8 protein-coding genes are annotated in these 7,968 nt (G+C 57.3%); 6 read left to right on the top strand and 2 right to left on the bottom strand.

Annotated features, from left to right (window positions below; translation table 11 throughout):
• Window positions 1-216: 216 nt before the first annotated feature.
• The 6 genes from VTU_RS0120175 (at window position 217) to VTU_RS0120145 (ending at window position 5,946) form a co-directional block, all read left to right on the top strand.
• Window positions 217-1,821, top strand: a complete 1,605-nt coding sequence (locus VTU_RS0120175) for a type IV secretory system conjugative DNA transfer family protein (protein WP_010107945.1) — start codon at window positions 217-219, stop codon at window positions 1,819-1,821.
• A gap of 712 nt (window positions 1,822-2,533) precedes the next feature.
• Window positions 2,534-3,544 (top strand): LPD7 domain-containing protein, encoded by a 1,011-nt coding sequence (locus VTU_RS34490; RefSeq protein ID WP_010107944.1) that lies wholly within the window; start codon window positions 2,534-2,536, stop codon window positions 3,542-3,544.
• Window positions 3,541-4,326 (top strand): OmpA family protein, encoded by a 786-nt coding sequence (locus VTU_RS30855; RefSeq protein ID WP_081479899.1) that lies wholly within the window; start codon window positions 3,541-3,543, stop codon window positions 4,324-4,326. The genes VTU_RS34490 and VTU_RS30855 overlap by 4 nt, the downstream gene beginning before the upstream one ends.
• Window positions 4,327-4,378: 52 nt before the next feature.
• Window positions 4,379-5,116: a TraX family protein gene (locus VTU_RS0120155; protein ID WP_138927977.1), complete on the top strand. Its 738-nt coding sequence runs from the start codon at window positions 4,379-4,381 to the stop codon at window positions 5,114-5,116.
• A gap of 96 nt (window positions 5,117-5,212) precedes the next feature.
• Window positions 5,213-5,545: a toxin-antitoxin system TumE family protein gene (locus tag VTU_RS0120150; protein WP_138927976.1), complete on the top strand. Its 333-nt coding sequence runs from the start codon at window positions 5,213-5,215 to the stop codon at window positions 5,543-5,545.
• Window positions 5,545-5,946 carry an HVO_A0114 family putative DNA-binding protein gene (locus VTU_RS0120145; protein ID WP_010107937.1) on the top strand — a complete coding sequence of 134 codons (402 nt, stop codon included), beginning with the start codon at window positions 5,545-5,547 and terminating at the stop codon, window positions 5,944-5,946. The genes VTU_RS0120150 and VTU_RS0120145 overlap by 1 nt, the downstream gene beginning before the upstream one ends.
• 64 nt (window positions 5,947-6,010) lie before the next feature.
• On the opposite strand, the gene VTU_RS31975 is transcribed toward VTU_RS0120145, so the two are convergent.
• Together VTU_RS31975 and VTU_RS30850 are read right to left on the bottom strand one after the other, a co-directional pair.
• Entirely contained in the window at window positions 6,011-7,372 is a 1,362-nt protein-coding gene (locus VTU_RS31975; protein ID WP_081479898.1) for a relaxase/mobilization nuclease domain-containing protein, read from the bottom strand.
• The coding region (locus tag VTU_RS30850) for a MobC domain-containing protein (protein ID WP_010107926.1) at window positions 7,359-7,968 on the bottom strand (610 nt) is incomplete at its 5' end. The genes VTU_RS31975 and VTU_RS30850, both read right to left, overlap by 14 nt.

Below are 7,968 nucleotides of genomic sequence, written 5' to 3'. Positions count from 1 at the left end.
GCCTTGGCAGCCAATCTCGAAGTCGATCCGGCGGTCGGTGGTGTTGAGTTTGACGTTCTCGACAACCCACGGCGCTTGCAGCCCCAGCGCATTGGTGAACAGCGCTTCCAGTTCAACACCCATCAGACACTCCCATGTTCAACATCAACTTGGTGGACCTGTGGACAGGCCCGAGGCGACCTGCCCGCTGGCGTCCGCTACCAGCGGCTATTGTGCATGTTGGTTTCCACACGAAACGACGAGGAGCCCAAGGGTGTTGGTATCGTGATTCCCAACTTGCTGAACTGGCCAGAAAGTGTTGTCGTTCTGGACATCAAGCAAGAGAACTGGGACATAACCAGCGCCTACCGTCGCAAGCATGGCCAAGAGTGCTACCTGTTCAACCCCGCTGCCGTCGATTATCGGACGCACCGCTATAACCCGCTGTCCTACATCAGCGAAGACCCGAACTTCCGAATTGATGACGTGCAGAAGATCGGGAACATGCTTTTCCCAGATCAGCCTGGAACGGACGTAATCTGGACGGCTACGCCACGAAGCCTGTTCCTGGGCATCGTTCTTTATCTTCTGGAAACCCCCGGAAAGCCGGTAACACTCGGCCAAGTGCTACGTGAAACCCTCGCCAACGGTGACGGAGCGAGTTACTTCGCAAAGATCATCAATGATCGGGCAGCTGGAGGAGAACCGCTTTCCGGCGCTTGCGTTCGCGGCCTCAGCACCTACATTACAATTTCCGCAGAAAATACCCGTAGCGGCATCATCGGTGGCTTCCGATCGCGCCTCGAACTGTGGATGAACCCTCTGGTGGATGCGGCCACAAGCGCCAATGACTTTGACTTGCGCGATGTTCGCAAGCGACGCATGTCGATTTACCTGGGAGTAACGCCAGACAACCTTGGACGCATGACCCCGCTGATCAATCTGTTCTTTCAGCAATTGATCGACTTGAACACCCGCGAGCTCCCTAACCAAAACAAGGGCATCAAGTACACCTGCATGTTGTTGATGGACGAGTTTACGGCTATTGGCAAAATTCCCATTCTATCGAAGGGAATCAGCTACATCGCCGGTTACTGGCTGCGTATGATGCCAATCATCCAAAGCCCCGCGCAGTTGGCTGAAGTCTATGGGAAGGATGCAGCACAGACTTTCCAAACCAACCACGCATTGCAAATAATCTACCCACCAAAAGCCTCGGAAACCCAAACCGCGCGAGATATTTCCGAATGGCTTGGATATCAGACTGTCAAAGGCGTTTCCGAGTCGAAGGCAAAGGGTATATTCGGCCGAAAAACGCCTACGGAAAGTCATTCCGATCAGCGCCGGGCGATGCTCCTACCGCAAGAAATCACCAATCTTGGCAAGGGCCGCGAACTCGTGATCATGGAAGACGTGCCTCCGATCCTGGCACACAAAGTCATGTACTTCAAGGATCATGCCTTTGTGGATCGCCTCAAGGAAGTATCAGCCAAGCTGAACCGACTTGGTAAAAAGGTGCCGACCAAGAAGCAATTGGACGACGCGATTGAATCCGGCGAACTCAGCGCACCGGTGCCGATGATCGACCTTGCCACCCACAACCGCAATGTTGGCAGCGACATTCCGTTAACGGTCGAGGCTCCGCAGAAGGCCGCCGCGCAGGTGGTAACGGTCGAGCGGCCTGTGACCCCTGCCGATGTTCCAAACCTCGCCAAGCTGAGTCTGGCGGATTTTTCCATCGATTTCTCTGCGGTCGAGAAACCGAAAGCGGGCGAACTGGATGAAGCGGCGCTTCATGCCTACGCCGACAACCTTTGCAAACAAGCTGGCATCAGCGTGTGAGGTGAAACATGAAAGAGCTGTTGACGAATGACAAGTTGCCCCTGGCCCACCGACTGGACACGCTCGGCCAAGAATTGTTGAAGCGCGCGCAATCCGGACGCGTTCTCACGCAGGAAGAACGCGCAACGATTGCAAATCTGGCCGAAACTGGCATGGCTACGAAGGTGCTGGAAATCAGCGGCGATGATTCAACCACGCGCGACGCTAATCGCGTCCTGGAGCCGCAACAGTTTGCTGCGATGAGCGTTGCTCGATCCCTTGCTGCGCAAGATGCTCAGAACGCGACCAATCCATTCAAGAACGAACAGCTCCGGCACGCATACACGAGCGAGCGTGCCTTTATGGCGCACCTGACCAAAACCGCACCTGACCAGTTCGCGGAGCAAAGCGAGTCAACGACTACGGGTCGCGCAGCCCCCGCCGCGGCCGAACAACTCGTCATCAGGCCAACCACAATGGAGCACTTGGCGCGCACTCGCGCGGCCGACCGCGAGGCCGTGGAAAAGCAACTCGGCCTGAACACGGTCGGACCGGACATCGAGCGCGAACACGCGCAACTCGATGGCGCGCAAGCGGCCAAGCGCGACGCCTGGGTAAAAAAGCGCCGACTATCGATGCCGGCGGCCAACCGACGGCTGTTGACACTGCTTTCAAAGGAAACCAAGTCGAATCGGACGAGATATTCACGGCGCAACAGCAGGACAACCGACCCGTGGTGCCGCCCGAAATTGAACGCCAATATCTTCGCGTGGGCAGCAAGTTCTATCACCCCAAGAACACCGACCTGGTTGCGTTCGAGGACAAGGGGAACAAGCTCGAAACGCGCTCCAACAGCGAGCGGATTGCCAAGAACTTGGTCCGTATCGCGCAATCACGTGGTTGGGATGAAATCAAGGTTTCCGGCAGCGAAACCTTTCGCCGCGAAGCCTGGCTTGAGGCAGCCGCCCGTGGCATGCACGTCAAGGGCTATACGCCGTCCGACCAAGATTTGGCCGCACTCGCCAAGCTGCAGGGCGACATGCAGGCCAACCGGATCGAGCAGGGCAAGGCGCCGTTTCGCGGACGCGAAAACGAGACCGGGGATAAGCTGACCCCAAGCGCTGGCCAGTCCACCACCGCGCCCCAGACAAAAAACGAGCAGCACGAGCGCAATGCGGCCGGCGCGAAGCTGATTGCCGGCGTCATAGTGGCCCACGGCGCCGCCAAGTACCTGCACGACGAGAAGCACAGCGCGTCCTACTTCGTTACGGTGCGTGACGACAAGGGCGCAGAAAAGACATCCTGGGGCGTCGATCTCGAACGCGCGATGAAGAATGCCGGCGCGAAGGTAGGCGACAACGTGACACTCGAAAACGAGGGGAGCAAGCAAGTCACGGTCACTGTGCCTGTGCGCGACGGGCGGGGCAGGGTCATTGGGTCGGAAGAAAAGGAAACGCACCGCAATGCTTGGTCCGTCGCGATCGCAGAAACCTTCAAGAAGGATCCTGCCGAAGTTGGCACACACAAGCACCCCGAGCTGGCCAGCGCATATGCGAGCGTGGCTGCGATGAGCAAAAAGGCCGAAGCGGACGGCCTGACGGCCGAACAGCGCGCTGTTGTGGCTGCTCGCGTGCGTCAGAACGTGGCCAACAGCATTGAGCGTGGCGAACTGCCCAAAGTGAAGATCAAGGAAAAAGTGGCAACCGCCCACCAGGCCAACAAAGAAAAGGAACACGTCCAATGAAACCCGCCCGTATTGCCCTGTGTTTGGCCGTTTCCGGGCTTTTCTCAGCATGCTCCCATGTGGCCACCAAGGAAGACCGCGCGCACGGTGCAAGTCCCGATTACGGGAACACCACCACCACGCGCGTTTTCTCCACTCCGGCCACCAAGGCCCCGACGCAAGCGCCACCCTCCACAAATGGCGGCGATGTGGTCAAGAGAGCAACGGATGAAATCACCGCAGCAAAACCAAAACCGGGTGATGATGACGTTGTCGCGCTACTCAAGCTATGCGAGTCGCAACTTGAGAAAACCCGGTATCTGTTCGATGCCGCGAGCAAGAACCCGCAAAGCACGGGCGAGGAACTGTTCAATGTGTATCAACGCCTCGATGGGATCGAGGACCGCATGGTCACTGCGTCCGCCGCAATTGTGCAGGTCAGTTTCCCCACAGGCAGCACGGCGCTCAAGCCAAGCGCCGAAATCGCGCAAGTGCTGATTGCGGCGGGCAAAGCCGCCAATGTAGTGAACGTGCGCGGACGCACCGACTCCAAGGTGGCCGGTGCGCTCTATGCCAAGATTGCCTTGGGCCGGGCCATGGCCGCGCGCAAGTTCTTGATCGACCACGGCATCAGCACCGACAAGATCAAGGTTTCCTCGCAAGCGGATGGTGACTTTGCCGCGACGAACAACACGACGCAGGGCAGGGCGTTCAATCGCCGTGTCGAATTCGAGTTTGTGAACACGCGCATTGCCGAACTCAAAGGCCAGCCGGTCAAACTGGCCACAAGTACAGCGCGATGAAGACCATCTCCTACGTGGAAGCACACAAGGCACACGCGAAATAAGCGGTCACATGCCTAAGCTGGCCGTCGGGGGCAGGCACCCGCCAAAAACGGCGAGCGTCTTGCCACGCGTGGTGATTGCCGATGGCACCGTAGAAATATTGAAATGGTTCGGCGTGGTGTTGATGACGCTCGATCACGTCAACAAGTACCTTCTCGGCAACAGCCTACCTTGGGCCTTCGCTGCTGGCCGCCTGGCAATGCCGATTTTCGGCTTTGTCCTGGCGTACAACCTGGCTCGCCCCGGTGCTCTGGCCTCTGGCCTCTATGGTCGCACCATGAAACGCCTGGCGCTCTATGGGCTGGCCGCAACCCCGTTTTTCATCGGCCTGGGCGGTCTTCTGGCAGGTTGGTGGCCCCTGAACATCCTGTTCACGCTGCTGGTTGCCACCAGCGTGGCCTGGATGGTGGAGCAGGGCGGTTTCGCGCGCCTGGTGGGCGCTGCGACCCTGTTTCTCCTGGGTGGATCGATGGTCGAATTCTGGTGGCCTGCCGTCGCGTTTGTGCTGACTGCCTGGTGGTACTTCAAGACGACCAACATGGTAGCCGTGGCGGTCTGCGCCGTGGTACTGGCCATGCTGTTCATCGTGAATAGAAACCTGTGGGCTCTGGCGGCCGTCCCCATGATGCTGATCACACCCCTGATCAAGCTCCAAGTGCCGCGCGTGCGGCATGTCTTCTATGCCTACTACCCAGCGCATCTGGCGGTCATCTTGCTCATCTCAACTCTCCTTGGGAAGCATGTGTGAGACGACTCAATGCCTGCCGCCGATGGTGTTGCCCATGCCAGTTGGCACCTCAGGCACCGTTTCGCCAACTTGACAACAGATATGAAGTGATGGATCATGGCTGGTAAGAAGTTCACTCAGATGGAACGGTATGCGCCCAAGGATGTGCAGATCAAAAAAAAGCTTGGGGGCGGAGTGCTCAAAGAGCTCGTGGTTCGTGAAATGCCATCCGGCAAGGTGCTCGAATACACGCTGGCATATATCAATCACAGCATCTACTCAGGAGACCATGGTCGCGTCCTCGGTTACGACAATAGCCACGGTTTTTCGCACAAGCATTACTTCGGGGAGCGCACGCCAGAAGTTTTCACCAGCTACGAAGCGCTCTATAACCGTTTCCAAGATGAGTGGATGGCAGTAGCGCTCGAGCACGTCAATAAGGGCAAATGATGGCGACAAAAAAGATCAGCATCGAAGACTTCCACAACGATCCCGAGTTGCACGCCCATGTGGCCAGAGGGCGGGAGGTTGCGCTAGCGCTGGACGCGAACGCGCCAAAGCTACCGCACGCGGTAACTTTCACGAGCCTTGAGTTCGTCGCATTCGTGTCGGAAATGACGCCGAAGAGGGTGGAGCTGTTGCGCGCGGCGATTAGGAAGTCCAGATCCATCTCCGAGCTGGCGGTTGCCGTGCATCGCGAGCAGAGCGCCGTGTCGAAGGATGTCGCGCGCCTCACGAAGCTGGGCCTGGTCAAAGTGCAAGAGGTTTCGAACGCGGGCCACGGTCGCAAAAGGATCGTCGTCCCAGTGGCGGAGTCAATTTCCATCAACGCCAACTTCGCCATTCCATGACCATCTGGGAAGGTGAGCCAAAACTGGTCGAAACCCGTCCTCAATGCTTTGTGGTGCTGTTGGTTCAAGTCCTCTCATCCGTGCTCTGACGCGACTCAATCCGCACCTCCTCATGGGTCTTTTCGGCCCGCTTGGTGAACCGCTGCACCAGATCCTTCTTGATCTGGTGCAACTCAGTGTCAATGCCCGGCATAGCCCCCACAAAGGCCCGTATGCGGCCTGCAAGCACCCTGTTTTCCTCGGCAGTTCCCTGGTAGCCATCTAGCTGTTTTCCTCCTCCGAGAGCGCGAGAATCGCCAGTTCGCGCCCGTCGCACTTCAGGATCGGCGCCCCCCTCCCGTCCCAAACGATCAGGTGCATTCGCCTGCAGAAGCATTTGAGAAGCTCGTCGGTGGTGAACCACATCGAGACTGGACAGGTTTCGCACGCTGGCGATGGATCGGGTCGGTGCCTGGAGTCCAGATTTTTCAAGGTTGGACTGATATACCGCAACGGCTCGTTGGCTCGTTTGGACGCGGTCGAGGCTGATTCTGTCGTAGTTTGGTCGCTCATTGCGTTGTTCCTTCTGGTTGAAAGTAAGACGGGTTGGTTCCTGCTCCAAGGCATCGGCAACGGCCAACCAAGCACGGCGGATTTGGCGTTGACGTACTTTGATTGCTTCCTCCCAAGGTTTTGCCGGAACCAGCACGCCATTGGCCTCAGCAGCCAGTTCCTGGACCGCCTCTTTGACCTTCGCTGCCTTGACCTTGGAAACGCGCGGTTCATGACTCTTGTCGCCCCGCTCGATGTGCCGGATGACGGTCGGCTCGGCTTTCTTGACAACCCCACGGGCGCGACGTGGCGTGGCCTCTGCATTAACGCCTTGGTCCCACAGTTTTTCTGCGAACCCTTCGCGCCAAGCCTGCAAATCGGCCTTCCTGGGATTTAACTTGGTGCCGTCAAATCCAAGACATTTGACGATCACATGGCAATGCGGGTGCGGTTCATCGGTGTGCAGCGCAAAAACATATTCATGGTTTTTACCGAAAGTTTCCTTGGCAAACAGCTTGGTCGCTTGGTGCACAGATTCCGGATCTGTAGTTTCCGGCATAGAAAGAACCAAGTGCATCGTGTCACGCTGGTTCTTACGGCGCTTGCTGTCGAAAAAGTCTTTTTCCCAATCCTTGAAGAACTCTTTGACTTCATCCTTGCCGCTGAGAATCTCGCCACGGTCGTTTTCCAGTTCCACTTTGCCGTTGCGGCTGATGTAGTTCAAATGCGCCTTGACGTGCCCAGCACCCTTGCCAAAACCAGTGATCTTGACCATAACCTCCGTTGAGTTGGAAGAAACCCGTTGGGCCGTCACCCGCAGTTTTCTGGTGTTGTTGATCTTGCGTTTGACTGGCCCATGCAAAGCATTACCAAACTCGGATTCAATTAGTTTCACTGTCTGCCTCCCATGAGTTTTGGCTGGCCCGGACCAATACCCGGATTGCCGCCCGACTTTTGGTGATAACCTGGCGCAGTTCGGTCAGATTTTCCAGTTTCACACGCTCGGTTTCATGCAAGGCGGAACTCAGCGCGGCGGAATTCAGTGCGTGGGCGATCTGGTTGATGTTGCGACCAATGGCAAGAAGTTCCCGACTGGTGGCCTGCAACGCGACCAGTTCATCGGTGGTCATGACAGGACTCTTGATCAAGTGACTTTGCACCAGCGCCGTTATCCACCGGCTTGGAGCCATGCCTTTGGTCTTTGCTCGCGCCTTGGTGGCCTCCATCAAGAAGCGCGGCATCCGTACCGTCATGCGGTCGATGTCGGTTCGTTCTGCATCCGGTTTTATCGGGTGGCCGTTGCTTTCTTCCTCGCTGGTCACGGTCAGGATTATGGCTCGGAGTAGTTCCGATTCGGACAGTCCGCGTGCCGCTGCCATGTGGCGAAAGCGTGCTTTGATCTCGGTCTCAACGAGTGTTTTCAGTACTGGCACAAAGAAATTGTACCAAATAGCGGCTGGAAAGCCTATCCTGCCTTCGTGCTTCCTTGGT

The sequence above is a fragment of the Verminephrobacter aporrectodeae subsp. tuberculatae At4 genome, from assembly GCF_000193225.1.
GTDB classification, from domain to species: Bacteria; Pseudomonadota; Gammaproteobacteria; order Burkholderiales; family Burkholderiaceae_C; genus Acidovorax; species Acidovorax aporrectodeae.
Note: the sequence above shows the minus strand (reverse complement) of the source record. Positions and strands in the feature narration are given on the sequence as shown.

Bases quoted from the DNA above. Each gene is read 5' to 3' on its own strand.
- VTU_RS0120145 (WP_010107937.1), top strand. From the start codon at position 5,545: ATGGCGACAAAAAAGATCAGCATCGAAGACTTCCACAACGATCCCGAG.
- VTU_RS0120175 (WP_010107945.1), top strand. From the start codon at position 217: ATGTTGGTTTCCACACGAAACGACGAGGAGCCCAAGGGTGTTGGTATC.
- VTU_RS0120155 (WP_138927977.1), top strand. From the start codon at position 4,379: ATGCCTAAGCTGGCCGTCGGGGGCAGGCACCCGCCAAAAACGGCGAGC.
- VTU_RS0120150 (WP_138927976.1), top strand. From the start codon at position 5,213: ATGGCTGGTAAGAAGTTCACTCAGATGGAACGGTATGCGCCCAAGGAT.
- VTU_RS30855 (WP_081479899.1), top strand. From the start codon at position 3,541: ATGAAACCCGCCCGTATTGCCCTGTGTTTGGCCGTTTCCGGGCTTTTC.